22 protein-coding genes are annotated in these 25,596 nt (G+C 65.8%); 18 read left to right on the top strand and 4 right to left on the bottom strand.

Features of this window, described 5'->3' with window-relative positions; genetic code table 11:
* Positions 1-32 precede the first annotated feature (32 nt).
* Complete coding sequence (locus BLW02_RS01565) at positions 33-2,909, bottom strand: 2-oxoglutarate dehydrogenase E1 component (RefSeq protein ID WP_092696686.1); 2,877 nt, start codon at positions 2,907-2,909, stop codon at positions 33-35.
* Between the two features lie 248 nt (positions 2,910-3,157).
* On the opposite strand from BLW02_RS01565, the gene BLW02_RS01560 reads away from it, so the two are divergent.
* Positions 3,158-4,231 carry an AI-2E family transporter gene (locus BLW02_RS01560; protein WP_092696685.1) on the top strand — a complete coding sequence of 358 codons (1,074 nt, stop codon included), beginning with the start codon at positions 3,158-3,160 and terminating at the stop codon, positions 4,229-4,231.
* A gap of 69 nt (positions 4,232-4,300) precedes the next feature.
* Here the strand turns inward: BLW02_RS01560 and BLW02_RS01555 are convergent, their stop codons facing one another.
* On the bottom strand, positions 4,301-5,323 hold the full coding sequence (locus tag BLW02_RS01555) for a sulfate ABC transporter substrate-binding protein (protein WP_092696684.1): 1,023 nt from the start codon (positions 5,321-5,323) through the stop codon (positions 4,301-4,303).
* 156 nt (positions 5,324-5,479) lie between these two features.
* Here BLW02_RS01555 and BLW02_RS01550 point away from each other — a divergent pair, with 156 nt between their 5' ends.
* The 10 genes from BLW02_RS01550 to BLW02_RS01505 all read left to right on the top strand — a co-directional run bounded on the left by BLW02_RS01550 (position 5,480) and on the right by BLW02_RS01505 (position 15,667).
* Positions 5,480-5,752, top strand: a complete 273-nt coding sequence (locus BLW02_RS01550; protein WP_056638705.1) for an oxidative damage protection protein — start codon at positions 5,480-5,482, stop codon at positions 5,750-5,752.
* Between the two features lie 113 nt (positions 5,753-5,865).
* The gene (gene mnmC / locus BLW02_RS01545; RefSeq protein ID WP_092696683.1) at positions 5,866-7,788 is read left to right on the top strand and encodes a bifunctional tRNA (5-methylaminomethyl-2-thiouridine)(34)-methyltransferase MnmC2/FAD-dependent 5-carboxymethylaminomethyl-2-thiouridine(34) oxidoreductase MnmC1; all 1,923 of its coding nucleotides are present in this window, start codon (positions 5,866-5,868) and stop codon (positions 7,786-7,788) included.
* A gap of 243 nt (positions 7,789-8,031) precedes the next feature.
* Positions 8,032-8,835, top strand: a complete 804-nt coding sequence (locus BLW02_RS01540) for a sulfite exporter TauE/SafE family protein (protein WP_092696682.1) — start codon at positions 8,032-8,034, stop codon at positions 8,833-8,835.
* Between the two features lie 15 nt (positions 8,836-8,850).
* On the top strand, positions 8,851-10,647 hold the full coding sequence (locus tag BLW02_RS01535; RefSeq protein ID WP_092696681.1) for a nitrite/sulfite reductase: 1,797 nt from the start codon (positions 8,851-8,853) through the stop codon (positions 10,645-10,647).
* 15 nt (positions 10,648-10,662) lie between these two features.
* A complete protein-coding gene (locus BLW02_RS01530; protein WP_092696744.1) occupies positions 10,663-11,058 on the top strand; it encodes a DUF934 domain-containing protein in 396 nt (131 codons plus the stop codon).
* Entirely contained in the window at positions 11,055-11,693 is a 639-nt protein-coding gene (locus BLW02_RS01525; RefSeq protein WP_092696680.1) for a phosphoadenosine phosphosulfate reductase domain-containing protein, read from the top strand. The genes BLW02_RS01530 and BLW02_RS01525 overlap by 4 nt, the downstream gene beginning before the upstream one ends.
* 18 nt (positions 11,694-11,711) lie before the next feature.
* On the top strand, positions 11,712-12,671 hold the full coding sequence (gene cysD / locus BLW02_RS01520) for a sulfate adenylyltransferase subunit CysD (protein ID WP_026436094.1): 960 nt from the start codon (positions 11,712-11,714) through the stop codon (positions 12,669-12,671).
* Positions 12,671-14,041 carry a sulfate adenylyltransferase subunit 1 gene (locus BLW02_RS01515; protein ID WP_092696679.1) on the top strand — a complete coding sequence of 457 codons (1,371 nt, stop codon included), beginning with the start codon at positions 12,671-12,673 and terminating at the stop codon, positions 14,039-14,041. Before cysD ends, BLW02_RS01515 begins: the two co-directional genes overlap by 1 nt.
* Positions 14,042-14,145: 104 nt before the next feature.
* Complete coding sequence (gene fdxA, locus BLW02_RS01510; RefSeq protein ID WP_026436096.1) at positions 14,146-14,475, top strand: ferredoxin FdxA; 330 nt, start codon at positions 14,146-14,148, stop codon at positions 14,473-14,475.
* Between the two features lie 154 nt (positions 14,476-14,629).
* Positions 14,630-15,667, top strand: coding sequence for an NAD(P)/FAD-dependent oxidoreductase (locus BLW02_RS01505; protein ID WP_092696678.1), 1,038 nt, complete (start codon positions 14,630-14,632; stop codon positions 15,665-15,667).
* Between the two features lie 241 nt (positions 15,668-15,908).
* On the opposite strand, the gene thiD is transcribed toward BLW02_RS01505, so the two are convergent.
* Entirely contained in the window at positions 15,909-16,763 is an 855-nt protein-coding gene (gene thiD / locus BLW02_RS01500; RefSeq protein WP_092696677.1) for a bifunctional hydroxymethylpyrimidine kinase/phosphomethylpyrimidine kinase, read from the bottom strand.
* Positions 16,764-17,004: 241 nt separating this feature from the next.
* Here thiD and BLW02_RS01495 point away from each other — a divergent pair, with 241 nt between their 5' ends.
* From BLW02_RS01495 to BLW02_RS01480, 4 genes are read left to right on the top strand one after another with little or no spacing between them, the layout of a single operon-like run.
* On the top strand, positions 17,005-18,114 hold the full coding sequence (locus BLW02_RS01495; RefSeq protein WP_026436099.1) for an FAD-dependent oxidoreductase: 1,110 nt from the start codon (positions 17,005-17,007) through the stop codon (positions 18,112-18,114).
* Positions 18,111-18,308 (top strand): sulfur carrier protein ThiS, encoded by a 198-nt coding sequence (thiS, locus tag BLW02_RS01490; protein WP_092696676.1) that lies wholly within the window; start codon positions 18,111-18,113, stop codon positions 18,306-18,308. Before BLW02_RS01495 ends, thiS begins: the two co-directional genes overlap by 4 nt.
* 13 nt (positions 18,309-18,321) lie before the next feature.
* Positions 18,322-19,131, top strand: coding sequence for a thiazole synthase (locus BLW02_RS01485; protein ID WP_092696675.1), 810 nt, complete (start codon positions 18,322-18,324; stop codon positions 19,129-19,131).
* A complete protein-coding gene (locus tag BLW02_RS01480) occupies positions 19,124-20,053 on the top strand; it encodes a thiamine phosphate synthase (protein WP_092696674.1) in 930 nt (309 codons plus the stop codon). Before BLW02_RS01485 ends, BLW02_RS01480 begins: the two co-directional genes overlap by 8 nt.
* Before the next feature lie 95 nt (positions 20,054-20,148).
* On the opposite strand, the gene BLW02_RS01475 is transcribed toward BLW02_RS01480, so the two are convergent.
* Positions 20,149-22,200, bottom strand: coding sequence for a hypothetical protein (locus BLW02_RS01475; RefSeq protein WP_244273588.1), 2,052 nt, complete (start codon positions 22,198-22,200; stop codon positions 20,149-20,151).
* Between the two features lie 179 nt (positions 22,201-22,379).
* Between BLW02_RS01475 and BLW02_RS01470 the strand changes: the two genes are divergently transcribed.
* The 3 genes from BLW02_RS01470 to BLW02_RS01460 all read left to right on the top strand — a co-directional run bounded on the left by BLW02_RS01470 (position 22,380) and on the right by BLW02_RS01460 (position 25,583).
* Complete coding sequence (locus BLW02_RS01470) at positions 22,380-23,903, top strand: 3-hydroxyacyl-CoA dehydrogenase (RefSeq protein WP_092696672.1); 1,524 nt, start codon at positions 22,380-22,382, stop codon at positions 23,901-23,903.
* Between the two features lie 19 nt (positions 23,904-23,922).
* Positions 23,923-24,702, top strand: a complete 780-nt coding sequence (locus tag BLW02_RS01465) for an oxepin-CoA hydrolase, alternative type (protein WP_026436105.1) — start codon at positions 23,923-23,925, stop codon at positions 24,700-24,702.
* 161 nt (positions 24,703-24,863) lie between these two features.
* Positions 24,864-25,583: a Crp/Fnr family transcriptional regulator gene (locus BLW02_RS01460; RefSeq protein WP_026436106.1), complete on the top strand. Its 720-nt coding sequence runs from the start codon at positions 24,864-24,866 to the stop codon at positions 25,581-25,583.
* Positions 25,584-25,596 lie beyond the last annotated feature (13 nt).

Below are 25,596 nucleotides of genomic sequence, written 5' to 3'. Positions count from 1 at the left end.
ATGGGTTTTGTTCTGGAGAGGGGTTGCCGGCCTTACTTGGTCAGGACAAAACCCTTGAGCTTGGCAAACGCGCCTTCGACCAGCGCCTTTTGCTGTTCCTGGTGCAGGTGCGAATAACCCACGGCCGGCGAAGCGGACGCTGCGCGGCCCGAGTAGCCCAGCTTCTGGCCATCGAGCATGTTCTCGTGGATGTTGTGCTGGATGAAGAACCAGGCGCCCTGGTTCTGCGGCTCGTCCTGGCACCAGACGATGTCGGTGGCGTTCGGATACTTCTTGAGCGCAGCAGCAAAGGCCTTGTGCGGGAACGGGTACAGCTGCTCGACACGGATGATGGCCACGTCGGTCACTTCGTTCTCGGTGCGTTTCTTCACCAGGTCGTAGTACACCTTGCCAGAGCAGGCGATCACGCGCTTGACCTTGTCGGCCTTCTTGTCGATGGCGTCGTTCTGCTCGGGGATCACCGTCTGGAAGCTGCCCTTGGTGAATTCGGACAGGGGCGAGGTGGCATCCTTGTTGCGCAGCAGCGACTTGGGCGTCATGATGACCAGCGGCTTGCGCAGGTCACGCACCATCTGGCGGCGCAGCACATGGAAGATCTGGCTGGCCGTGGTGGGCTGCACGATCTGCATGTTGGCGTCGGCGGCCAGCTGCATGAAGCGCTCCAGGCGTGCCGAGCTGTGCTCTGGCCCCTGGCCTTCATAGCCATGCGGCAGCATCAGCGTCAGGCCGTTGGCGCGGCCCCACTTGACCTCGCCGGAGGCGATGAACTGGTCGATCACCACCTGCGCGCCATTGGCGAAGTCGCCGAACTGCGCTTCCCAGATGACGAGCGTGTTGGGGTCGGAACCGGCGTAGCCATACTCGAAGCCCAGCACGGCCTCTTCGGACAGGATGGAGTCGATCACGACGAACGGTGCCTGGTTCTCGGCCACGTTCTGCAGTGGCACATAGGTGCCGGTGTCCCACTTCTCGCGGTTCTGGTCGTGGATCACGGCGTGGCGGTGCGTGAAGGTGCCACGGCCCGAGTCCTCGCCCGACAGTCGCACCGGGTAGCCGCTGGCCACGAGCGAGGCAAAAGCCATGCTCTCGCCCATGCCCCAGTCCACGTTGACCTCGCCACGGCCCATGGCGGCGCGGTCGTCATACACCTTCTTGACCAGCTGGTGCGGCGCCACGCTGTCCGGAATGGTGGTGAGCTTTTCGGCCAGCCGCTTCCACTCGGTCAGCGGAATGGCGGTGTCGCCGGCGTCGGTCCACTTCTTACCCAGGAAGGGCGACCAGTCCACCGCGTACTTGCTCTTGAAGTTGGTCAGCACCGGATCGATGGTGTGCTTGCCGGCATCCATGGCGGCGCGGTAGGCCTTGACCATGTCGTCGCCCAGCGTGGCGCCCATGCCCTGGGCGGCCAGCTTGTCGGCGTACAGCTTGCGCGTGCCGGGGTGCTGGGCAATTTTCTTGTACATCAGCGGCTGGGTCAGTGCAGGGGTGTCCTGCTCGTTGTGGCCCAACTTGCGAAAGCAGGTGATGTCCACCACCACGTCCTGGCGGAACTCCATGCGGAACTCCAGCGCCAGCTGGGTGGCCAGCACCACGGCTTCGGGGTCGTCTCCGTTCACGTGCAGCACGGGGGCCTCGACCATCTTGACGATGTCGGTGCAGTACACGGTCGAGCGCATGTCGCGCGGATCGGACGTGGTGAAACCGATCTGGTTGTTGATGATGATGTGCACCGTGCCGCCGGTGGTGTAGCCACGGGTCTGGGCCAGCGCCAGGGTTTCCTGGTTCACGCCCTGGCCGCCAAAGGCCGAGTCACCGTGCACCAGCACGGGCAGCACCTGGCTGCCCTTGGGGTCGTCGCGGCGGTCCATGCGGGCGCGCACCGAGCCTTCGACCACGGGGTTCACGATTTCGAGGTGCGAGGGGTTGAAGGCCAGCGACAGGTGCACCGGGCCGCCTGCGGTGGACACATCCGAGCTGAAACCCTGGTGGTACTTCACGTCGCCAGCCGGCAGCTCTTCAGGGGCCGTGTGGTCGAACTCGGCAAACAGGTCCTTGGGCATCTTGCCCAGCGAGTTCACCAGCACGTTCAGGCGGCCGCGGTGGGCCATGCCGATCACGATTTCCTGCACGCCCTTGGCGCCGGCCGACTGGATCAGCTCGTCCATCGAAGCGATGAAGCTTTCGCCGCCTTCCAGCGAGAAGCGCTTCTGGCCGACGTACTTGGTGTGCAAAAAGCGCTCCAGCCCCTCGGCGGCCGTCAGGCGGTCGAGGATGTGGCGTTTGCGGTCGGCGTTGAACTGGGGCTTGCTGCGGATGCCTTCCAGCTTTTGCTGCCACCAGCGCTTTTGCGCCTGGTCGGTGGTGTACATGTACTCTGCGCCGATGGTGCCGCAGTAGGTTTCATGCAGCGCGTTGAGCAGTTCGCGCAGCGGCATCTTGTCCTTGCCGAAGAAGGTATTGCTGGTGTCGAACACCGTTTCCTGGTCGGCATCGGTGAAGCCGTAGAACGATGGCTCCAGCTCGGGAATGGCGGGGCGCTCGGTGCGCTTCAGGGGGTCCAGATCGGCCCAGCGCTGGCCCACGTTGCGGTAGGCGGCGATCAGCTGCTGCACGGCGGTGCGCTTGCGGCCCATTTCGGCGTCGGCACTGGCCACCACCACCTTGGTGCCACCCTGCTTTGCGCGCTCGGCAAAGGCGTTGATCACGGGCAGGTGGGGAACGTCACGGGCGTTGGAGCCATCGACGGCCGGCACATGCTGCAGCGCATCAAAATACTCGCGCCACGTGTCGGGCACGCTGCCGGGGTTGGCAAGATAGTTTTCGTACATCTCTTCGACATAGGGCGCATTGCCGCCGAAGAGGTAGGTATTGCCTTGGTAGGCTTGATAGACGGATGTCGTATCGCTCATATTCCGCTGACCTCCGCTTCCCTTGGGGAAGCATTAGCTGGTTGAGAAACCTTCCGCGACACGGCTGGACCGATTGGCGGATGCGACTGTGGCTGGGGAAGGGCCTTTGGTACGGGGCGTATTGTGCCACCGAACCGCCAACCGGTCCTGCCAAGGAATCCTGGGATTTTGCCGCCCCCGGGGCCAGCGCCAGGCGGGCGTCATGCACTCGCGTACATTGCGGGCATTCCATCTGCCAGCCGACGCCCATGCCACCCTCCCCCTTCGAGAACCGCGTGTTCCTGATTCTCCTGACCCTGGTCACGCTCGCCTTCGGCGCCATCCTGTGGCCGTTTCATGGCGCCGTGTTCTGGGGGGTGGTGCTGGCGATCCTGTTTGCGCCCCTGCACCGCAAACTGCTGCGGCGCATGCCCAAGAGCCCCAATCTGGCAGCCCTTGCCACCTTGTCGCTGTGCCTGGTGATCGTCATCTTGCCCATGACCCTGATCACCGTGACCCTGGTCCAGGAAGCCACCGCCATCTACGATCGCCTCAAATCAGGCCAGCTGAACTTTGGCCAGTACCTGCAGCAGATCCTGGCCGCCATGCCCGCCTGGGCCACCGGCCTGCTGGAGCGTTTCAACCTCACGACCCTGGGCGAACTGCAGCAAAAACTGTCGTCCGTGGCGGTGCAGGCCAGCCAGTTCTTTGCAACCCAGGCGCTCAGCGTCGGGCAGAACACCCTGGAATTCGTGGTGGGCTTTGGCGTGATGCTGTACCTGCTGTTCTTTCTGCTGCGCGACGGCGCGGTACTGGCGGCGCGCATCAGCCAAGCCACGCCGCTCGGCACCGAGCACAAGCGCCAGCTGGCCCACAAGTTCACCACCGTGATCCGGGCCACCGTGAAGGGGAACATCGTCGTGGCAGCGTCGCAAGGGGCGCTGGGTGGCCTGATTTTCTGGATTCTGGGGATCCAGGCCCCCGTACTCTGGGGCGTGGCCATGGCATTTTTGTCGCTGCTGCCCGCCGTGGGCGCAGGACTGGTCTGGGGGCCCGTGGCCTTGTATTTCCTGGCCACCGGCGCCGTGGTGCAGGGCGTGGTGCTGGCCCTCTATGGCGTGGGGGTGATCGGCCTGGTGGACAACATCCTGCGCCCGATCCTGGTGGGCAAGGACACCAAGATGCCCGATTATGTGGTGCTGATCTCCACGCTGGGCGGCATGGCCCTTTTCGGGCTGACCGGGTTTGTCATCGGTCCCGCGATTGCCGCACTGTTCATTGCCAGCTGGGATCTGTTCGCCCCCCAGCGTTCAACCGCCAGCCCGCCAGAGTCCAGGCGCTGAGCCAAGCCGGCAAAAGCTGCATATTGAATAGCTTCTTGTGCGTGCTGTAGTTGCATGCACATCCGCCCCTTATTTCCGCGCATAGATCTGGTCAAAGCTCGCGTTGTCGGCAAAGTGGTCCCTGGCCGCCTTGTCCCAGCCGCCAAAGGCGGCATCGATGGTGAACAGGTTCAGCCTGGGGAACTGCCTGGCGTACTTGGCCTTGGCTTTGTCGGAAATGGCCGGGCGGTAGAAATGCTTGCCCGCGATGTCCTGGCCCTCTTCGGTGTAGAGGAACTTGAGGTATTCCTCGGCCACGGCGCGCGTGCCTTTCTTGTCCACGTTCTTGTCCACCACGGTGACGGCGGGCTCGGCAAGAATGGAAATCGAGGGCGCGATCACGTCGAACCTGGCGCCGAATTCCTTTTCGAGCAGGTAGGCCTCGTTTTCCCAGGCGATCAGCACGTCGCCCTGGTTGCGCTGGGCAAAGGTGATGGTGGAGCCGCGCGCGCCGGTGTCCAGCACGGGCACGTTCCCGTAGAGCCTGGCCACGAAGTCCTTGGCCTTGGCATCGCCGCCGTACTTGCGCTTGGCGAATTCCCAGGCGGCCAGGTAGTTCCAGCGTGCGCCCCCCGAGGTCTTGGGGTTGGGCGTGATCACGCGGATGCCGGGCTTGACAAGGTCGTCCCAGTCCTTGATGCCCTTGGGGTTGCCCTGGCGCACCACCAGCACGATGGTGGAGGTGTAGGGCGAGCTGTTGTGCGGCAGGCGCTTTTGCCAGTCTTTGGGAATCCAGCCGCCGTTGGTGTGCAGCGCATTGGTATCGCCGGCCAGCGCCAGGGTGGCCACGTCGGCCTCCAGCCCGTCAATGATGGAGCGCGCCTGCTTGCCCGAGCCGCCATGGCTTTGCTTGATGGTCACATCCTGGCCGCTCTTGGCCTTCCAGTGCCTGGCGAATGCCTGGTTGAACTCCACATACAGCTCGCGGGTCGGGTCGTACGACACATTGAGCAGCGTCACAGACTGTGCAAACGACGGCAATGCCGTCAGGGCCAAACTGCCCACCAGGGCGGCAGCGAAGGGAAACTTGATAAAGTTGCGGCGAAAGTTCATGAAAGGCCTCTTTTGGGAATGGGTTGCGGTGCCAGACACCGATGCACCGCATTCTGGAAGCCTCTCTTCAAAACTGGAACAACTAAGATTTCAGTTCTTTATACCCAAAACATCTGAGCAACCTCTGTTTGCTCAGCTACCACGCAAGGAAATCCCATGGCACGCACCGTTCAATGCATCAAGCTCGGCCAGGAAGCCGAAGGCCTCGACTTCCCGCCCTACCCCGGCGAACTGGGCAAGCGCATCTGGGAAAACGTCAGCAAACAGGCCTGGGCCGACTGGCTCAAGCACCAGACCATGCTGGTGAATGAAAACCGACTGAACCTGGCCGATGCCCGCGCCCGCCAGTACTTGGCCCGGCAGATGGAGAATCATTTCTTTGGCAGCGGCGCGGACGCCGCAGCGGGCTATGTCCCGCCCAGCGCATAACGGAGTGCAGCACCGTCAAAGTGGTTTCATTTTCAACAGCCATCGGGTGATGGTCCCGGCCAGGCCTCGGCCTGCGCGCCACCAAGCTCCTGCGTCTTTTTTCATGCCGCCCCATGTCCGAACCCATTGACTGGCTCCCGGACGGCACCCCGTTCAGCCCCCGCTTCAGCGATCGGTACCACAGTGAAAACGGTGGGCTGGACCAGGCGCGCCAAGTTTTCCTGCACGGCTGCGGGCTGCCGGGGGCTTGGGCCGGGCAGGCCCAGTGGCGCATTCTCGAAACCGGGTTCGGCTTCGGGCTGAATTTTCTGCTCACCTGGGCGGCATGGCGGGCCGATGCACAGCGTCCGCGCCTGCTGCACTTCATCTCGACGGAGGCTTGGCCCATCGGTGCCGCTGATCTGCTGCGCGCTGCCTCGGCCCATCCGGCACTTGCGCCCTTGGCCCAGGAACTGCACGACCAGTTCTGGGGACTGTTGCCCGGCGTGCACCGTCTCACGTTTGATGGCGGGCGCGTGCTGCTCACGCTGTGCGTCGGTGACGCGCAAACGGTGCTGCGCCAGCAGGAATGGACCGTGGATTCGGTCTATCTGGACGGATTCAGCCCCCAGCGCAATCCGGATCTCTGGAACCTGCATACGCTCAAGGCCGTGGCGCGCTGTTGCCGCCGGGGCACGCGCCTGGCCACCTGGACCATTGCGCGCTCGGTGCGCGACGCCCTCACGCAATGCGGCTTCAATGCAGAGAAGGTGGCGGGCGGGCCGCCCAAGCGCGACAACCTGCAAGCCACCTTCGATCCACGGTGGGAGCCGCGCACTTCGCGCACCGCCCCTGCCCACCCCGTGCACACGGCACCGGCCCGCTGCATGGTGATTGGCGCAGGCCTGGCAGGGGCCGCCACGGCAGCCAGCCTGGCGCGGCGCGGCTGGCAGGTGCAGGTGCTGGACATGGGGGATGCACCGGCGGCGGGGGCCTCCGGACTGCCGGTGGGCCTGTTCGCCCCCCATCTGTCGCCGGACGACAATGTTTTCTCGCGCGTGTCGCGCAGTGGTGTGCGCGCCATGCTGCAGCAGTCGAAGGCGCTGTTGCAGCAGGGTGTGGACTGGAATCCTTGCGGCGTGCTGGAACGCCGGCCCGAGCTGAACCTGGGCCTGCCCGAAGGCTGGGAACAAGGCCCGGGTGCCGACTGGAGCCGGGCCGCCAGTGCGCCCATTCTGCAAGCCGCCGGCCTGGCACAAGACACCCCCGCCTGCTGGCATGCGAAAGCGGGCTGGGTGCAACCCGCCCGCCTGGTCCGCGCATTGTTGGCGCAGCCCGGCATCGAGTGGTGCCCCCGCACGCCGGTAGCGCGCCTGCAGCGCAGCCCCGGGACCAACGGCTGCGCCACGGGGCAGTGGCAGGCACTGGATGAGCACGGCCACGCCATTGCCGAGGCTGAATGCGTGGTGCTGGCTGCAGGCCCTGCCTGCAATGCGTTGCTCGCGGCCTCTTCGGCGCCCGCCCTGGCGCTGCAGTCCGTGCGTGGCCAGTTGTCGTGGGGCTTGCAAGACCCGGGTGCCACTGCCCTGCCCCCTTTTCCGGTCAACGGAAATGGCGGACTGGTCGCCCATGTTCCGCGAGAGGTGGGCCTTGCCTGGCACATGGGTTCCACCTTTGAACGGGATGTGGACGCCCTGCCGCTGACTCCCGCAGAAGCGGCTTCGGCTCATGCCACCAACTGGCGGCGCTTGCAGGAATTGCTGCCCGGCGCGGCACCCACGCTGCAGGCGGCGTTTGCCGGCACATCGCCCTCGGATGCCGCAGCCGTGCGCGCCTGGGCCAGCGTGCGCTGCACCTCGACCGACCGCCTGCCCATCGTCGGCCCTGTCGATGCGCAATCCCTGCCCGGCCTGTGGGTTTGCACCGCCATGGGGGCACGCGGGCTCACGCGGGCCGTGCTGTGCGGCGAGCTGCTGGCCGCGCTGTTGAATGCAGAGCCGCTGCCGCTGGATGCACGCCTGGCACGCGCCATGGGCACGGAGCGGCTGGAGAAGTGAACAGGGTGCTGCGCGCCTCCCTGGAGCCGCCAAAGGCGGGCCAGCTCTTCAAGCGCCATCACGCCCGCTCAGGCAGGGCGGCACATGCACGGAGGCTGCTGGCCCGGGCCGGAGAAAGAACAAGGCCAGCGGCAGCATCAAACCCTCGCAACCCGCGCCACAGCTCGTGCATAAGCTTATTCGCATAAGGGCAGCACGAAACAATCGTTTGTTTTCATAAGCTGCGCCTCTACAGTCGCAGCCATGCATGATTTCGCGTTTGTTTTTGCGGGCTTTGCCGTCGGGCTCATCGTGGGCCTGACCGGTGTGGGCGGCGGCTCGCTGATGACGCCCGTGCTGATCTTCTTCTTTGGCGTGAAACCCCACCTGGCCATTGGCACCGACCTGCTGTTCGCGGCTTTCACCAAGATGGGTGGCACCGTGAGCATGGCGCGCCAGCGCCTGGTGCCCTGGCGCGTGGTGGGCCTGCTGTGCGCAGGCAGCATTCCGGCAGCACTGGCTGCGTTGTGGCTGCTGCACCGCATGGGGCCGGCCACGGCGCAGGCGCAGCACCTCATGACCAGCACGCTGGGCATTGCCCTGCTGCTCACGGCCGCGGCCACCGCCTACAAGGTGCTGGTGTTCTCGGCCCAGCGCCAGGCTGCCGAACTGGCCGCGCGCCGCGCCAACGCAGCCAATGCCGCAGAGCCCCGCCACTGGAGCCTGCCGGTGCTGCTGGGCGCCGTCATCGGCACGCTGGTCACCTTCACTTCGGTGGGCGCCGGCGCCATCGGCGTCACCGTTCTGCTGCTGGTGTTTCCGCACCTGCCGCTGCCGCGTATCATCGCCGCCGACATCGCCTACGCCGTGCCGCTCACGCTGGTGGCGGGCCTGGGCCATGCGTCGCTGGGCTCGGTCGACTGGCCGCTGCTGGCGCAATTGCTGGCCGGCTCGCTGCCCGGCATCTGGCTGGGCTCACGCCTGGTTTCACGCACCCCCGAGCGCCTCATCCGCTCGGCCCTTTCCGTGCTGCTCGCCTGGGCGGGCGCCAAACTCGTTTTGATTTAAGAGGCTCGTTGCCCCATGTACCAATACACCTCATTCGACAAGCAATTCGTCAAACTGCGCGCCGAGCAGTTCCGCGACCAGATCGAACGCTGGCAGCGCGGCGAACTGACCGACGAACAACTTTTGCCGCTGCGCCTGCAAAACGGCTGGTACATCCAGCGCTACGCCCCCATGGCGCGCATTGCCGTGCCCTACGGCGAAATCAGCAGCACGCAGTTGCGCACGCTGGCCCACATTGCGCGCGAGTACGATCAACCCGCGCCGGAGTTGCTGGCGCATGCCCAGGCCACGCAGGACGCGTTGCAGGACGCGCAGCCCGGCACCACGCTGCCGGCAGCGCCGCTGCGCTATGGCTATGGGCACTTCACCACGCGCACCAATGTGCAGTTCAACTGGATTCCCATCACCCGCGCCGCCGATGTGATGGACCTGCTGGCCAGCGTGAGCATGCACGGCATCCAGACCAGCGGCAACGACATCCGCAACATCACCTGCGACGCGCTCGAAGGCATCGCCGAAGACAGCATCGTCGATACCCGCCCGTTTGCCGAAATCACGCGCCAGTGGAGCTCGCTGCACCCCGAGTTCAGCTACCTGCCACGCAAGTTCAAGATCGCCTTCAATGGTGCGGAAGAAGACCGCGCCGCCACCGGCTGGTACGACATCGGCCTGCAGGCGCGCCGCGCCGAGGACGGCAGCATAGGGTTCACGGTGAAAGTGGGCGGCGGCATGGGCCGCACGCCCATCATCGGCAGCGTGGTGCGCGAGTTTCTGCCCTGGGACCAGTTGCTCAACTACATCGAGGCCGTGGTGCGCACCTACAACAGCTACGGCCGGCGCGACAACAAGTGGAAGGCGCGCATCAAGATCCTCGTCAAGAGCGAAGGCCAGAACTTCATCGACGCAGTGGAGAAAGAATACAAGGACATCGTTGAACTCGACGGTGCGCCGCACACCATCACCCAGGCCGAACTCGACCGGGTGACCGCCAATTTCGTGGTGCCCGCACTGCAAGCCGCCAACCTGCCATCCAAGGTCAACACGCAGGGCCAGCTGTACCAGCGCTGGCTGCAGCAAAACGTGCGCGGCCATCGGCTGCCGGGCCTCAAGACCGTCACCCTGTCGTTCAAGCGCCCTGGCTTTGCCACCGGCGACGCCGACGCCGCCACGCTGGAAGCGCTGGCGCAACTGGCCGAGCAGTTCAGCGCCGCCGAAGCACGCCTGACGCACGAGCAGAACCTGATGCTGCCCTGGGTGCATGAAAGCGACCTGCCCGCGCTGTACGACGCGGCACGCGCGCTGGGCCTGGCGCAGCCCAACATCGGCCTGCTGACCGACATGATCATCTGCCCCGGCGGTGATTTCTGCTCGCTGGCCAATGCGCGCTCGCTGCACATCGGCGCCGCAGTCACCGAGCGCTACCAGGACCTGGACGAGCTGTTCGACCTCGGCCCCATCGACCTGCACATGAGCGGCTGCATCAACAGCTGCGGCCACCACCACAGCGGCCACATCGGCATCCTGGGCGTCGACAAGGACGGCAAGGAGTGGTACCAGATCACGCTGGGCGGTTCCGACGGCACCACGCTGTCCGGCCCCGCGATTGGCGGCAAGGTCGTCGGCCCCTCGTTCACGGCCGCCGAAGTGCCCGACGTGATCGAGGCCCTGCTCGCCACCTTCCGCGCGCTGCGCAAGCCCGGCGAGCTGTTCATCGACGCGCTGCGCCGCATTGGCCACGAGCCCTTCAAGCAGGCCGCCAACGCCGCGCGCCACCCCAAGGCCGACCAGGAAGCCCTGGCAGAACAAGACTGAGAGCGATTGATGACCATGAAAATAATAGCTGCTGGCGCTTTAACAACGGGCGCTGAAGCCGAGAAAACCTTGCAAATCCCCAACGACGCCGACCTGGCCGACCTGGCAGCCAGCGGTGCCCTCAAAGGCGTGCAGCGCATCGAGCTGCAGTTCCCCAAGTTCACCGACGGCCGCGCCTACAGCCAGGCCTTGCTGCTGCGCCGGCGCTACCAATTCGCCGGCGACATCCGTGCTACGGGCGATGTGCTGATCGACCAGCTGGTGCACATGCACCGCAGTGGTTTCAGCAGCGCCGTGCTGGCCGAGGGTGTGGACGCCGCTGCCGCCGAGCGCCAGTTCGCGCGTTTTGGCGGCTTCTACCAGGGCGATGTGAACGAACCGCGCCCCCTGTTTGCACGGGAGGCGGCATGAGCGCTTCCGTGAACAGCAGCATCGACCTCGCGCAGGTCAATGCCACACTCGGCCACGACGCCCCCGGCCTGGTGGCCTGGGCGCTGGGCCTGGGCCAGTCTTCCATCGTCACCACCAACTTCCGCCCGTTCGAGGCGGTGATCCTGCACCTCGTCACGCGCGTGCAGCCCGATGTGCCGGTGGTCTGGATGGACAACGGCTACAACACCGAGGCCACCTACCGCTTTGCCGATGCGGTGACGAAGCAGCTCGGCCTGAAACTGCAGATTTATCTGCCGCGCCGCTCGCGCGCGCACCGCGAAGCCGTGGAAGGCCCCACGCCCGCGCTCGACGACCCGCGCCACGCCGCCTTCACCGAAGAGGTCAAGCTCGAACCCTTCACCCGCGCCCTGCGCGAGACCGCACCCAGGGTGTGGTTCACCGCGCTGCGCGCCACCGACACCGCCGTGCGCGCGCAGATGGAACCGGTGAGCATCAATCCCGACGGCCTGATCAAGGTGGCACCGCTGCTGCACTGGTCGTCCAGGGATCTGCACGAATACTGCGTGAAGCACGGCCTGCCCAACAACTTCGATTACGTGGACCCGACCAAGGGTGAAGACAACCGCGAGTGCGGCCTGCACATTGCCCACTGACCCGCCACGGAGCCGACCATGAACGCCCGCACAGACGCTGCGCTGCTGCAGAAGAACGCAAACAGCCCCATGAGCTACCACCTCAACAACTCGCATCTCGACGCCCTGGAAGAAGAAACCATCTTCATCCTGCGCGAAGTCGCCGCCGCCTTCGAGCGCCCTGCCCTGCTGTTCTCGGGCGGCAAGGATTCTCTGGTCATGCTCAAGTGCGCCGAAAAAGCCTTTGGCGCAGGCCGCATTCCTTACCCGCTGCTCATGATCGACACGGGCCACAACTTCCCCGAGGTCACGGACTTCCGCGACTTCCGCGCAAAAGAACTGGGCGCCGACCTCATCGTGCGCAGCGTCGAGGATTCGATGGCGCGCGGCACCGTGCGCCTGGCCCACCCCGGCGAATCGCGCAACGTGCACCAGTCCGTCACGCTGCTGGAAGCGATCGAGGAATTCCGCTTCGACGCGCTGATCGGCGGCGCCCGCCGCGACGAGGAAAAGGCCCGCGCCAAAGAGCGCATCTTCAGCCACCGCGACAGCTTCGGCCAGTGGCAACCCAAGGCCCAGCGCCCCGAACTGTGGACGCTGTTCAACACGCGCCTGCAGCCCAATGAGCACTTCCGCGTGTTCCCCATCAGCAACTGGACCGAGCTGGACGTGTGGCAATACATCGACCGCGAACAGATCGGCCTGCCCAGCATCTACTACACCCACAAGCGCCCGGTGGTGGACCGCAAGGGCCTCTTGATGCCCGTGACCGAGCTGACCCCGCCGCGCGACGGTGAAGTGGTGGAAACACGCGACGTGCGCTTTCGCACCGTGGGCGACATCACCTGCACCGCACCGGTGGAGAGCACCGCCGCCACACCGGCCGATATCGTCATCGAGACCCTGGCCGCCGACGTGAGCGAGCGCGGCGCCACGCGCATGGACGACAAGACGAGCGACGCTTCGATGGAGAAGCGCAAGAAAGACGGGTATTTCTGATGACTACTAATTTGATAGCAGACACCTCTGTAGTGGCAGGCGCCGCAGTCAAGAACGACCATATTTCCGCGCTGAAGTTCATCACCTGCGGCAGCGTGGACGACGGCAAGAGCACGCTGATCGGCCGCCTGCTGGTGGACAGCAAGGCCGTGCTGCAGGACCACCTGGCCGGCGTGCAACGCCAGGGCGAGACCGACCTGGCCCTGCTGACCGACGGCCTCAGCGCCGAGCGCGAACAGGGCATCACCATCGACGTGGCCTACCGCTATTTCGCCACCGAAGCGCGCAAGTTCATCATTGGCGACGCGCCGGGCCATGAGCAGTACACGCGCAACATGGTCACTGCCGCCAGCAGCGCCGACGCCGCCGTGGTGCTGGTGGACGCCACCAAGCTCGACTGGCAGAACCCCGGCCTGCAGCTGTTGCCGCAGACGCGCCGCCACAGTCTGCTGGCGCACCTGCTGCGCGTGCATTCGCTGGTGTTCGCCGTGAACAAGCTCGATGCGGTGGAAGACCCGGCGCTCGCCTGGAAGCACATCCAGGGCGCGCTGCAGGCCTTTGCGCAGGCAGCGGGCATCACCGTGCGCGCCACGGTGCCCGTCTCGGCCCTGAAGGGCTGGAACGTGGTGGACGCCCATGCCGGTTGGTGCGGCTATGACGGCCCCACCCTGCTCCAGGTGCTCGAGGAACTGCCCAACACCCCCGCCGACACAGCGCTGCCCCTGGCCTTCCCGGTGCAGTGGGTCGAGAAGTTCTCGTCGTCCTCCGACACTTCGCAGGGCCGCCGCGTGTTCTGGGGCCGTGTGGCCGCAGGCAGTTTTGCACCCGGCGCCGCCGTACAGATCTTCCCGAGCGGCCAGCTGGCCACTGTGGCCCAGGTGCTGGACCACGCCCGCCGCCCCCAGGACGTGCCCGCAGGCACCAGCGCCGGCATCATCCTCGACCGCGAGGTGGATGTCTCGCGTGGCGACTGGATCCTGGCTGCCCCCACGGCAGCTGCCGCTCCGGCCACCGAAGACGACTTCGGCGACACACCCGCCGCAACGCCTGCCTGGCCCGCCAGCCGCGAGCTGCACACCACCGTGGCCTGGATGGACGACGAGCCCCTGGTGGCAGGCCGCGTGTACTGGGCCCTGCACGGCCACCGCTGGGTCAAGGCCAAGGTGAAAGCCGTGGTGCACAAGCTCAACATCAACACGCTGGCCGAAGAGCCCAGCACGCAGCTGGACCCCAATGCCATTGGCCATGTCCAGCTCGTGCTGCAGGAGGCCATTCCGGCCGCTGCGTTCGGCCAAGCCCGCATCCTGGGATCGCTGATCCTGGTGGACACGGCCAGCCACAAAACTGCCGGCGCCGTCCTGGTCAATTGATATGTCTCCATGCCCTGAATCCACACTGATTTCAGGGCACCTTCAATCTCGTCGGTGAAAGCTTTTAAAATCGAGGGTTTCCACCGACCCACACAACTCCTGCCATGACCCACGTCGTTTCCGAAAACTGCATCAAGTGCAAGTACACCGATTGTGTGGACGTGTGCCCCGTGGACTGCTTCCGCGAAGGCCCGAACATGCTCGTCATCGACCCCGACGAGTGCATCGACTGCGCCGTGTGCATCCCCGAGTGCCCGGCCAACGCCATCTTTGCCGAAGAGGACCTGCCGGCAGACCAGATCGCCTTCATCAAGCTCAACGCCGACCTGGCCTTTGCCGACGGCTGGAAGAGCATCACCAAGCGCAAGCCCGCCCTGCCCGATGCGGACGAGTGGAATGGCAAGCCCGGCAAGGTCAAGGACTTGGTGAAATAATGCCCACCGCCCTGTGGCGCTGCGCGCCTTCCCCCTTCTCTCGCGCTGCGCGCGGTAAGGGGAACGCAGCCAGTGCGGCGGGGCAGCCCTTGCACGGCGGCCCGGGTCTGGGCGAGGCCTGTTGCATGGGCTCCCTGGTTCATTGAGTTCGGGAATGCCCTGCACCGACGCCATCGTCATCGGCGCTGGGCCCGTTGGGCTTTTCCAGGTGTTCCAGCTCGGCCTGCAGGGCTTGCGGGTCCATGTCATCGACGCACTGCCCCACCCCGGCGGCCAGTGCGCCGAGCTGTACGGCGACAAACCCCTCTATGACATTCCCGGCATCAAGGCCTGCACCGGACACGAACTGGTGCAGCGCTTGCGCGCGCAGATCGAGCCCTTCGCTCCCACCTTCCACCTCGGCGAGCAGGTGAGCACGCTGCAGGCACAGCCGGAGGGCGGCTTTCTTGTGGGCACCGCGCAAGGCACGCAGCTGCAGGCCCGCACCGTGTTCATCGCCAGCGGCGTGGGTGCGTTCGTGCCGCGCACGCTCAAGCTGCCCGGCCTGGAGGCCTACGAGGGCGGCCAGCTGCGCTACCGCCTCGATGAAGGCACCCACCTCGCCGGCCAGCGCGTGGTGGTGCACGGCGGCGACGAACCCGCCGTGCAGCAGGCCATCGCCTGCGCCACCGCCCCCGAGGCCTTGCGCCCGGCCCGCACCACGCTGCAGCACCGCCGCGACGTGTTCGACGCCCCGCCCGCCCTGCTGGGCCAACTGCAGGCCCTGCGCGCGGCAGGCCGCATCGAGGTCGCCATCGGCGTGGCCAGCGGCATTGTGGAAGAACAAGGGCGCCTTGCGGCGCTGGAGCTGACCACCCCCGAGGGCACGCCACTGCGCCTGCCCCTGGACCTGCTGCTCGTGCGCCTGGGCCTGGTGCCGCGCCTGGGGCCGATTGCCGAATGGGGCCTGCAGCTGGAGCGCAAGCAGCTCGTGGTGGACCCTGCCACCTTGGCCACCAGCACGCCCGGCATCCACGCCGTGGGCGACGCCATCACCTACCCCGGCAAGCGCAAGCTCATCCTGAGCGGCTTCCACGAAGCCACCCTCGCCGCCTTTGGCGCGGCCGAGTGGCTGGCAGGGCACAAGCTGCCGCTTGAATACACCACGAGCAGCGAGAGGTTGCAGAAGCTGCTCGGGGTCGCGGGAAACTGACTGCGCGGATTTTTCCTTTGCGGTGGAAGCCCGGCCAGACTTCCCAAACCCCGCAGAAACAGAGGATATCCACCCCCTGGTGGTCGGCAATGATTGCCAACGGTCTTGCAACAGGTCTGAACTTGGAAGACATTGCAGAGCCGGCTGCATGAGGTTTTCCGTGGCGGCATGCTCGACATGCATCTGGGTCGAGCTGCTGGCGCTGTGACCACCAGCGCTTGCCTATCAGGCGCTGGAGCCATCAAACCCGCAACACCACCTGCGCCACCGGCGCATAGCCGTGGTTCAGCGGCCCGTGGCCCTGGCCGGTGTGCACGTCGGCGCCAGCCGCAATGGCCCCCAGGATATAGGCGCGGGCCTTTTCCACGGCCTGCGGCAGGGCATGCCCCTGCGCCAGAAACGCGGCCATGGCGGACGACAGCGTGCAGCCCGTGCCGTGGCCGTTGTGGGTGGCGATGCGGGCGCTTTCGAGGCGCTTGCGCTGGCCCGCCTGCGTGGCCAGCAGGTCCACCACGCGCTCACCCTTCAGGTGCCCGCCCTTGAGCAGCACGGCGGGCGCGCCCAGGCCCAGCAGATCCTGGGCTGCGTCTTCGAGGGTGTCAATGCCGTCGATCGCGCGGCCCAGCAGCAGGGCCGCTTCGTCGAGGTTGGGCGTGACCACCTCCGCCAGCGGAAATAGCTCGTTCACCAGCACCTGCACGGTCTCGCTGGCGATCAGCCGGTCGCCGCTGGTGGCCACCATGACCGGATCGAGCACCACATGGGGAAGGCGGTGGGTGCGGATGGCCTGCGCCACCACGCGCACCACCTCGGGCGACGCCAGCATGCCGATCTTGACCGCGTCCACGCCGATGTCCTGCGCCACGGCATCGATCTGGGCGCGCAGCATGTCGGGCGGCACCCCATGGATGTCCGTCACGCCCAGCGTGTTCTGGGCGGTGATGGCGGTGATGGCGGTCATGCCGTAGCAGCCCAGGGCGCTGAACGTCTTGAGGTCGGCCTGGATGCCCGCGCCACCACCACTGTCGGAGCCGGCAATGGACAGCACGCGCACGTAGCGCGGCTGCGGGGAATCGGAACGGGATGGAATGGTCATGGCAAAAATTATGGCCTATGCGCCAGGTCAATCCGGGGCGCAAAAGGATATGCTGTAATGCCTGCCTACGGACGAAACAGGGGTGTCCCGCCAGCTTGGCGCGCGACTGAGAAAGACCCTGGAGCCACTCAACAGCCGCTTCGGCGCTGGGCTCCGCTACCCGATCCAGGTCATGCTGGCGTGGGGAGTTTCCAGCAACGGCACAGCCCCGTTTTGTCCTCCTGTTGCCACAGAAGGACGCATGAACCCCCAACCTTCCTCCATTGTCATTCTGGGTGCCGGCCTCATGGGCCGGCTTCTGGCCGTTGAACTGGCCCGCCAGGGCCACGCCGTCGAAGTGTTCGACAGCGGTGGCCCGGCCGCCGAGCATGCCGCCGCGCCCATCGCCGCCGCCATGCTGGCCCCGCTGGCCGAGTCCGCCGTGACCGAACCGGGCGTTGTGCGCATGGGGCAATACTCGCTCCCGCGCTGGCGCGAAATGCTGGCAGCGCTGACGCAGCCGGTGTTCTTTCAGCAGGAAGGCACGCTGATCGTCTGGCACCGCCAGGACGCCGCCGAGGCCCAGCGGCTGCAGCGCCTGCTGCAGACCACCCAGGCCACCATTCCCGAACTGCCCGCGATGCAGGTGCTCGACAGTGCCGGCGTGGCCGCGGCCGAGCCCACCCTGGCGCACCGCTTCATGCAGGGGCTGTACCTGCCCGGTGAAGGCCAGCTGGACAATCGCCAGCTGCTGGCCACGCTGGTGCATGAGATGGGCCGCCTGGGAGTGCGTTGCCACTGGCACACACCCCGCGATCCGGATGAATTCTCTCCGGGCACCCCCGGGCAGGCCGACTGGCTGATCGACTGCCGGGGGCTGGGCGCGCGGGGCCAGTGGAGCGCCTTGCGCGGTGTGCGCGGAGAGGTGGTGCGCGTGCACGCGCCCGAGGTCACGCTGCAGCGGCCCACGCGCGTGGTGCATCCGCGCTACCCCATCTACATCGCACCCAAGGAAGACCATATCTTTGTCATCGGCGCGACCGAAATCGAATCGGAAGACCTTTCACCGGCCAGCGTGCGGTCCACGCTCGAACTGCTGAGCGCGGCCTATGCCGTGCACACGGGGTTTGCCGAAGCCCGCATCGTGGAGATCGCCACCCAGTGCCGGCCCACATTGCCCGACAATCTGCCGGCTGTTCGCCAGCCGCGCCCAAGGGTGCTGGAAGTCAACGGCCTGTACCGCCATGGCTTCATGATTGCCCCGGCCATGCTCGATGTGGTGCTGGAGCTCATGGCCACCGGCCAGTCGCCACTGGCCTCCCGTTTCGACCTTGCCTTGCCCACCGGAGACGACAAGCGCGCGGCCCCATGAAAATCCTGATCAACCAGACACCCCACGAACTGCCGAACGGTGCCACAGTGGCCGACGCCATCACCACCGTGGCGGCGCGCCCGCCCTTTGCCGTCGCGGTCAACACCGTCTTCGTGCCCAACACCCGCTATGCCGAACACATGCTGCTGGCAGATGACCGGGTGGAAATCATCTCTCCTGTGACGGGTGGCTGACACCCCGCTTGCCATGACCTCATCCCATTCCGACGACGCCCTGGTTCTTTACGGCCAGTCTTTCACCAGCCGGCTGCTGCTGGGCACGGCCCGCTACCCGTCTCCGGCCGTACTGGAGGCCGCCGTGCAACGCGCACGCCCGGCCATGCTGACCGCCTCACTGCGCCGCCAGGGCAGCCACGGCGCCGAGGCGGGCAACAGCTTCTGGGAGCTGCTGCGCCGTCTGAACGTACCCATCCTGCCCAATACCGCTGGCTGCCACAGCGTGCAGGAGGCCATCACCACATCGCACATGGCCCGTGAAGTGTTCGACACCCCGTGGATCAAGCTGGAGCTGATCGGCGACGACTACACGCTGCAGCCCGACACGCTCAACCTGGTGGAAGCCGCCGAACAACTCATCAAGGACGGCTTTCAGGTACTGCCCTATTGCACCGAAGACCTGGTGCTCTGCCAGCGCCTCGTGGACGTGGGCTGCCAGGCCGTGATGCCCTGGGCCGCCCCCATCGGGACCGGGCGCGGGCCCGTCAACCCCTATGCGCTCCAGCTGCTGCGCGAGCGCCTGGATGTACCGTTGCTGGTGGACGCGGGCCTGGGCCTGCCCTCGCATGCCTGCCAGGTCATGGAATGGGGTTACGACGGCGTGCTGCTCAACACCGCCGTGGCATTGGCGCAAGACCCCGTGACCATGGCCGGCGCTTTTGCCGATGCGGTGCAGGCCGGCCGGGCCGCACGCCGTGCCGGCGCCATGGCCGCCCAGGACACCGCCCAGGCCAGCACCCCGGTGCTGGGCACCCCTTTCTGGCACCACACCCATGAGTGACATCGCCACCCTGCGGCAGGACATCCTGCAGCACCATGTCGCTGCGTTTCGAGGTTTTCCGGCGCAGCCCACGCCCGCCCCCACATCGCCAGATCCGGTGTACCAGGCGGCACTTCAGGCCAGCAGTGCCCTGGGATTCATCGCGCACGATGCCGAATGCATTGCCCGCGCCTGGCAGGTATGCACCGAGCGCATGGGTCATTTCGTCCCGACGCCATGGCCGGACGAACCAACGGACTTTGGCCTACAGCCCCTGCCCCGGGCGCTGTGTTTTGCGGCGTGTCCCCGGCAGCTGGGGCTTTATGCTGTACTGCCCGATGCGCAATGGGTAGGCCGCATGGCCCGGGCCGGCGTACCCACGGTGCAATTGCGCTACAAATCCAGCGATCCCGCCGCCGTGGCACGCGAGGTGGCCGCCGCCGTGCAGGCCGTGCAGGGCACGCAGGCGCTGCTGTTCATCAACGACCATTGGCGCCAGGCCATCGAGGCCGGCGCCTATGGTGTCCACCTCGGGCAGGAAGACCTCGATGCATTGCGGCCCGCTGAGCTGCAAGCCTTGCAGGCATCGGGGCTGCGGCTGGGTGTCAGCACGCACGGCTACGCCGAAATGCTGCGCGCCGATGCCGTGGGTCCCAGCTATATCGCCATGGGGGCGGTATTCCCCACCACGCTCAAGAAAATGGCCACGGCACCCCAAGGTCTGGGCCGGCTGGCGGCTTATGCACGCCTCATGCGGGAGTATCCACGGGTTGCCATTGGCGGCATTGGCGCCGATCAGTTTGGCGAAGTGCTGGGCACCGGCGTGGGCTCCATCGCCGTGGTGCGCGCTCTCGTCAACGCACCCGCGCCCGAAGATGCCGCGCGCCAGTTGATGGCACGCTTGGCCACCATGCACAGCCCCGCAGCAGGGGCCGCTGGATAGATTGAGATTGGCGGAGCATGGTGGTTGCACCGTGTCGGCAGACTGCGGTGAACGGGATTTTCAACCGGCCGGGCCACGCAGCGCCCGGCCCCTTATCATGCCTTGGGATCGGTCTTGCGCTGTTCGCGTTCGAGACGCAATTCCATCAGGTCGTTGGCCGTGCCAAAGCCAACGGGCTGGTCCGGACGCGGCGCAGCAGTGACCGGAACAGGTGGCAGATCGCTCAGCGTGAGATGCGGAGGATCGGAAAGATCCACGTCCAGCGCCGGATTCGGTGCATCCAGGCCTGCGCTGGGCGACAAGGTGGTATTGCGGGGCAATCCTGCCGATGGCGCATGCTGGCCAAAATCAGATTCGAGGCTGGCGGCGAGCGAATCCATAGGCAGGCCGACGGCAGGAACCGGGGATTGGCCGGCGGCAGGCACGGACGCCACACGGTCCAACTGCGATCCAAGCGGCGTGGTGCGCAAACGCGGAGGCGATGCTCCGCGCGCACTTGCCGGGGTGGTCTGGGCGATGGCCAGCAGCAGCAGCAGATCGTCAAACGCAGCCAGATCAAACGGGGCCACTACGGCACTGCCATCACGCCGGAAAAGAAACTTCTCGAGCAACTGCACCACGGACGACGAAGTCCACTCGGCCTCGATGGCGGCCAGTGCATCGGGGTAGTCCTCCAGGGTTCTGCCCTTGTGGCTGAACGCTGAAAACGCGGGAACCTGCACATTGAAATGGCGACTGAACTGTTCGCGCAAGCGGGAAAAATCATCCGATCGGCCCAGCTTGTGGTACAGCCACAAGAGCTCCTGGTAGGCCGAAGGCGAGGTTTCCTGATGGTCGGCGATGTAACGCTTCATCACCTCCACGGCCTGCTCGTGCTCCCCCACGGAGACAAAAAATTCAGCCTGTTGCTGGATGTCAAAAAGCTCCTCGGGGTTGACGATTTGCGGGGAACTCTCGCGGAGAAAACCAGCCGCTGCGACCGGTGCCGGCGTCTGTGCACGCTCTGGCGTGGCGGGTGCGGGTGTCTCGCTGGAACTGACGGGCTCCATTTCCGAAGGCAGGACATAGGTATCTTCGCCCAACGGGGAAGATTCTTCGGGCGCCCAGGTGCCATGGGGGTGCGACCTCAGGCCATGGGGGTCGTACGCACCGGCATCGCTGTACTTGGCGCTCAATGCCACAGAATCGCGCCAAGCCTGCATGGCCAGCTGGGCATCGCGGCGCGCCCGGGTCCAGACCCAGGCCAGCAGGACCGAAACCAGCGCCAGCAAGGCCAGCAACACATAAACAACCCCTGCAGGAAAGCGCTGGCTCTCGATCAATGCCAGCCGCTGCTGCAACTCAACCACCGAAATGCGCTCGGCGGTTGATTTGGCACGCAAGGCAGCCATTTCGGCCTCCAGCGCGCGGACACGTTCGTCGTCTCGCTGCACTGTTTCCAGGGGCGTGTTCAGCGCCTTCCAGGCCGCCGCTGCTTCTTGCCGTTGCGATGCCGAAGACTGGGCTGACACGGCCCCCATGTCGGCCGAAGGCCGCAGGGCAACCGATGGTTCGGCCAAAGCATCCAACGGCTCCATGACCAAGCGTGAGCGCTCCGGCACGGGCGGCGGCGCGACAGCCTTGGCAGTGCGCGCTTCGTTTTCAGTTGCTTTGGGCGCAACCACCCGGGGGGGGCGCGGTGGCGCAATGCGGGCTGCTGGCCTGGCGACCGGGGGTTTGAGAGGTGCAGCAGCCGCAGCCTCACCCTGTTCTCTGGGTTCGACCGGCGCTTGCGCACGGCGGCGCGCGGCAGGTGACGACACGGTGCGGTCTGCGCCTGCGCCGGAATCACGGGCTACGGCTGGGGGAGCCGACGCCAACTGGTCAATGTTCACGACGCGACCCGGCACATGCGCCATGGGCAGATCGGCCAGAAAAGTGTAAGTACGAGTGACATTGCCCGAGCAACCCGCCGACACCGTCACCGTGACGACAGGCTCGTTCACCGAACCCGCCACCTGCACACGCACCGCTGACGAGTCCACCAGGTGAGTTATCCGGATTTTGTTCTCGGCGACAGCGGAGTCACCAAATGCCACGTCGGCCGTGATGCAGGACGAAGCCAGATCCGCACCGGCATCGGGCTGCACACCGAAAGCGAGATCCACCGGAGCACCGAGGATGACAGATCCCCGGCTTTGCCCCAGTGAGATGGCAGTTGCACCGCTGGCAACCAACCAACACCCGAGTCCGAAAATGAATTTACGTAATTTCACAAACGTTTCTTTTTTTGGCATGGTTATTTTTGCACACAAGTGCCCTGAAACGCCACCGCCATAATGCCGCCATGAAAAATCAGTTTTCCACCATAGGCATCGTAGGTGCCGGCGCCATGGGCCGAGGCATAGCACAGATAGCAGCCCAGGCCGGCAGCCGGGTTCTCTTGCTGGACATGCAGCCGGATGCCGCAGAGTCGGCCCGCCAAAGCATTCAGGCCCAATGGCAACGCCTGCTGGAAAAAGGGCGCATTTCCAGTGAGCAGATGACCCACTGGGCCAGTCAACTGCAGCCCGCAGCCGCCGTGGCCGATCTGGCTTCCTGCGACCTGGTGATCGAAGCCATCGTGGAGCGGCTGGATGCCAAGCAGGCACTGTTCAAACAACTGGAAGCCGTGGTGGGGCCGCAGGCCGTGCTGGCCACCAATACATCGTCGCTGGCAGTCACCGCCATCGGCGCAGCCTTGCAACGGCCCGAGCGGCTGGCAGGTTTTCACTTCTTCAACCCCGTGCCCTTGATGAAGGTGGTGGAGGTGATCGGCGGGCTCAAGACGGCCCCCGCGGTGTGCGAGGCGCTGGCCCAATACGCACGCCAGATGGGACACACCCCGGTGCAGGCGCAGGACACCCCGGGCTTCATCGTCAACCACGCCGGACGTGGCTTCGGCACCGAGGCCTTGCGCATCGTCAGCGAAGGCGTGGCCGATTTCGCCACCATCGACCGCATCCTGCGCGACCAGGCGGGTTTCAAGCTGGGGCCCTTCGAGCTCCTGGACCTGACAGCGCTGGATGTGTCCCACCCGGTGATGGAATCCATCTACCACCAGTATTACGAGGAACCGCGGTTTCGCCCCAGCGTCATCACAGCGCAGCGTCTGGCGGGCGGAATGCTCGGCAAGAAAGTGGGCGAAGGGTTTTATCGCTACGAAAACGGCGTGGCGCAGATTCCCACCGAACCAGCTGCGCCCGAAGTGAGCAGCATTCCGCCGGTCTGGGTGTCGCCGCGCGCCGCCCGGCGCGCCGAGCTTTACCAGCTGCTCAAGGACCTGGGCGCCTCCATCGAAACGGGCACCTCGCCCTCACAAACAGCCATCTCGCTGGTGGCTCCGCTGGGTTTCGACATCACCACCGTAGCCGTGGTGGAACGCCTGGATCCCGCCCGCACCATCGGCATCGACATGCTGATCGACGACGCAGCAACGCGGCGGCGGGTGCTCGCCACCAATCCGGCCACGCGCGTGGACATTCGCGATGCAGCCCACGCCCTCTTCGCCCGCGACGGCAAGGCCGTCAGCGTGATCCGCGACAGTGGTGGCTTCGTCACCCAGCGCGTGGTGGCCACCATCGTCAACATTGCCAGCGACATCTGTCAGCAGCAAATCTGCAGCCCGCGTGACCTGGAAACCGCTGTCACGCTGGGACTCGGCTACCCCCTCGGGCCGCTGGCCATGGGCGACCGCTGGGGCCCCACCAACATCCTTGAAGTGCTGTTCAACATGCAGACGGTGTATGGCGACCCACGGTATCGCCCCAGCCCCTGGTTGCGCCGGCGAGGGGCCATCGGCCTGAGCCTGGCACACGTTGAAGAGCATTAACCCCTGTCTGCACCACCCCATGCCCGCACAACTTCAAGCCGCCCGCGAGGGCCAGACCCTGGTTCTGACACTCCGCAACCCGGAGCTGCGCAACGCCATCGACCCGGTCATGTATGCCGCGGGCATCGAGGCACTCAACGTCGCAGAAAGCAGCACCGAAGTGCGCAGCGTCGTCATCACAGGAGCGGACGGCATGTTCTGCTCGGGTGGCAACCTGCTGCACCTGCAAGCCACCCGGCAGGCCGACCCGCAGGTGCAGGCGCAAGGCATCGAAGGCCTGCACAGCTGGATCGAAACCATTCGCGCCTTTCCCAAGCCCGTCATCGCAGCGGTCGAAGGCGCAGCGGCAGGTGCCGGCTTCTCGCTGGCACTGGCGTGCGACCTGGTGGTGGCAGCCCGCAATGCGGTGTTCGTGATGGCCTACAGCAACGTAGCCCTCTCGCCCGATGGAGGCGCCAGCTGGAGCCTGGCGCAGGCACTGCCGCGCCAGCTGGCCACCGAAATCCTCATGTGCGGCGACCGCATTGCGGCAGAACGCCTGCACGCCCTGGGCGTCGTCAACCGCGTGGCCGAGCCGGGCAGCGCCCTGGCGACGGCGCTGGCGCTGGCCGATCAGCTCAACGCACGGGCGCCCAACGTACTGTCCAGCATCAAGGAACTGGTAGCCGAAGCGCCCCACAAAACGCTCTCCACGCACCTGGCCAGCGAACGCGACCACTTTGTGAAGAACCTGCACCATGCCAACGCGGGTGCCGGTATCGCGGCATTTCTGGAAAAACGCACGCCGAGATACGAATAGCCGCCCGCCCCCTCACCCATCCACGCACCCCCGGCGCCCCACAAGGCTTCGGGGGTTTTGCTTTCTGCAAAGGCCGCAGACACGCAGGCGACACCCCTGACGTCAGGCGTCCGTCCCTCACGCGACAATGATCCGGTTTCCAGTCACACACAAGACAGGCCATGGACGACCCGATTCTTACCATTGATGAACGTGAAGCGATCAACTCCGGTCGCTGGTTTTCTTCTCTTTCACCTTCCCTGCGCCACGACATCCTCCGATGTGCATACGTCAAACGCTTCAAGGACGGCGGCCTCATCGCCGCCCGGGGCGACCCGCCCGAGGAGTGGATTGCCTGCGCGCGCGGTGCCGTGCGGGTGAGCTCCACCTCCATCTCGGGCAAGCAGATCACGCTGACCTATGTGGAGCCAGGCATCTGGTTTGGCGATGTGGCGATCTTCGACGGGGATCGGCGCACGCACGACGCCTATGCGCACGGCGACACCACGATCCTGTGCGTGGCCAAGGCCGACTTCAAGAAAATTCTTGCGGCGCACACCGAGTTCTCCGAAGCCATGCTGCGCCTGCATGCGCGGCGCATCCGGCAACTGTACGGCCTGGTGGAAGACCTCAACACCCTGCCCCTTCGGGCGCGGCTGGCCAAGCAACTGGTGCACCTGGTGCGCAGCTACGGCATTCCCAGCCTGTCCGATGGCAGCGAGATGCGCATCGGACTGCAGCTGGCGCAGGAAGAACTGGCGCAACTGCTGGGCGCATCGCGCCAGCGGGTGAACCAGGAACTCAAGGCCATGGAACGCGAGGACGCGATCCGCATCGAGCCGGGGGGTCTGGTGGTGCGCGATCGCGCTGCACTCATGCGCATTGCCGAAACCGACAACTGAAGCACAACCAACG

The organism is Acidovorax soli (assembly GCF_900107605.1).
Lineage (GTDB): Bacteria > Pseudomonadota > Gammaproteobacteria > Burkholderiales > Burkholderiaceae_C > Acidovorax > Acidovorax soli.
Note: the sequence above shows the minus strand (reverse complement) of the source record. Positions and strands in the feature narration are given on the sequence as shown.

Coding starts and splice junctions, on each gene's coding strand:
- BLW02_RS01565 (WP_092696686.1), bottom strand. CDS start 2,909: ATGAGCGATACGACATCCGTCTATCAAGCCTACCAAGGCAATACCTAC.
- BLW02_RS01560 (WP_092696685.1), top strand. CDS start 3,158: ATGCCACCCTCCCCCTTCGAGAACCGCGTGTTCCTGATTCTCCTGACC.
- BLW02_RS01555 (WP_092696684.1), bottom strand. CDS start 5,323: ATGAACTTTCGCCGCAACTTTATCAAGTTTCCCTTCGCTGCCGCCCTG.
- BLW02_RS01550 (WP_056638705.1), top strand. CDS start 5,480: ATGGCACGCACCGTTCAATGCATCAAGCTCGGCCAGGAAGCCGAAGGC.
- mnmC (WP_092696683.1), top strand. CDS start 5,866: ATGTCCGAACCCATTGACTGGCTCCCGGACGGCACCCCGTTCAGCCCC.
- BLW02_RS01540 (WP_092696682.1), top strand. CDS start 8,032: ATGCATGATTTCGCGTTTGTTTTTGCGGGCTTTGCCGTCGGGCTCATC.
- BLW02_RS01535 (WP_092696681.1), top strand. CDS start 8,851: ATGTACCAATACACCTCATTCGACAAGCAATTCGTCAAACTGCGCGCC.
- BLW02_RS01530 (WP_092696744.1), top strand. CDS start 10,663: ATGAAAATAATAGCTGCTGGCGCTTTAACAACGGGCGCTGAAGCCGAG.
- BLW02_RS01525 (WP_092696680.1), top strand. CDS start 11,055: ATGAGCGCTTCCGTGAACAGCAGCATCGACCTCGCGCAGGTCAATGCC.
- cysD (WP_026436094.1), top strand. CDS start 11,712: ATGAACGCCCGCACAGACGCTGCGCTGCTGCAGAAGAACGCAAACAGC.
- BLW02_RS01515 (WP_092696679.1), top strand. CDS start 12,671: ATGACTACTAATTTGATAGCAGACACCTCTGTAGTGGCAGGCGCCGCA.
- fdxA (WP_026436096.1), top strand. CDS start 14,146: ATGACCCACGTCGTTTCCGAAAACTGCATCAAGTGCAAGTACACCGAT.
- BLW02_RS01505 (WP_092696678.1), top strand. CDS start 14,630: ATGCCCTGCACCGACGCCATCGTCATCGGCGCTGGGCCCGTTGGGCTT.
- thiD (WP_092696677.1), bottom strand. CDS start 16,763: ATGACCATTCCATCCCGTTCCGATTCCCCGCAGCCGCGCTACGTGCGC.
- BLW02_RS01495 (WP_026436099.1), top strand. CDS start 17,005: ATGAACCCCCAACCTTCCTCCATTGTCATTCTGGGTGCCGGCCTCATG.
- thiS (WP_092696676.1), top strand. CDS start 18,111: ATGAAAATCCTGATCAACCAGACACCCCACGAACTGCCGAACGGTGCC.
- BLW02_RS01485 (WP_092696675.1), top strand. CDS start 18,322: ATGACCTCATCCCATTCCGACGACGCCCTGGTTCTTTACGGCCAGTCT.
- BLW02_RS01480 (WP_092696674.1), top strand. CDS start 19,124: ATGAGTGACATCGCCACCCTGCGGCAGGACATCCTGCAGCACCATGTC.
- BLW02_RS01470 (WP_092696672.1), top strand. CDS start 22,380: ATGAAAAATCAGTTTTCCACCATAGGCATCGTAGGTGCCGGCGCCATG.
- BLW02_RS01465 (WP_026436105.1), top strand. CDS start 23,923: ATGCCCGCACAACTTCAAGCCGCCCGCGAGGGCCAGACCCTGGTTCTG.
- BLW02_RS01460 (WP_026436106.1), top strand. CDS start 24,864: ATGGACGACCCGATTCTTACCATTGATGAACGTGAAGCGATCAACTCC.